At 62.9% G+C, this 902-nt stretch carries 1 protein-coding gene; it reads left to right on the top strand.

Annotation, left to right across the window (positions count from 1 at the left end; genetic code table 11):
- Positions 1-48 precede the first annotated feature (48 nt).
- Positions 49-902: hypothetical protein (locus MHZ35_RS17885; protein WP_239436851.1), on the top strand; the 854-nt coding region annotated here is incomplete at its 3' end.

Here is a 902-nt window from a genome sequence, read left to right as displayed (position 1 = left end):
GTCGGCAGCAGCCCGGCCGGTCCTTTCACCAAGACCGGTTCGCAGGTCTTGCCCGACACCATCCGAGGCCAGGCCGAAAACCCGGAGGTCTTCTTTTCGAAAGAGCTCAACTGCTGGGTGATGTTGACGAACCAGATCAACAAGTCGCTTGGCCGCACGGACAGCAACCGGGTGTTCTTCTCGGCTAGCCTTACCGACTGGTCTCAGGCGACATACCTGGACATCCAGCGCGTGTGCCCGTCGGACGGCAAGTTCGCGATCGGGCTCGCGCGTGCAAACCGCCTCAGCGACAACTCGGTGCCGTTCGACGCGCTGGGTAATTTCGCGATCACCTATGACACCGACCCCACCGACGGCGGGAGCTACGCCTATCACAAGGGGCGGAGGATTAAGTACGCCCAGCTGGAGCCCAGCACCCGTGAGCTGGCGACTTCCGGGCCCGGTACCGGCTACTCCACCGTTTTTTACGACGACTTTTCATCTGAGACGCCGGGCACGCTTGGCGGACAGAACAACTGGCTGGACGGCTCCGGCAACAACGCGAAGCCGCAGGTCACTTCGAATGGGCGCCTCGACATGGGGTCCGCCCCGGGGGCGTCGCTGGTTTATCGCACCGGAAACGCGGCGACCACCCGGCTGTCTGCCACGATGAACATCGGCTCGAATGCGGGCATCGGTTTCGCGATCGGCTACACGCCGGGGCAGGCCCACTGGCGCTTTGACTTCGCGCCGGGGATGGTGGTCTATGTCTACGTTGACCCTGATGGCACCGAGACCAATATCGCCATCTTCAACCAGACCGGCATCGTGCCCCAAGGCGCTGACTTCACGGCGACGGTGACGATCAGCAACGGTACCATCACTACCGTCTCGAACGGCCAGACCGTCTCTGCGACGATCAC

The organism is Sphingomonas sp. ACRSK (assembly GCF_022346685.1).
GTDB lineage: Bacteria > Pseudomonadota > Alphaproteobacteria > Sphingomonadales > Sphingomonadaceae > Sphingomonas > Sphingomonas molluscorum.
The sequence above is the reverse complement of the archived record's forward strand: the minus strand, read 5'-3'. Positions and strand labels throughout refer to the sequence as shown.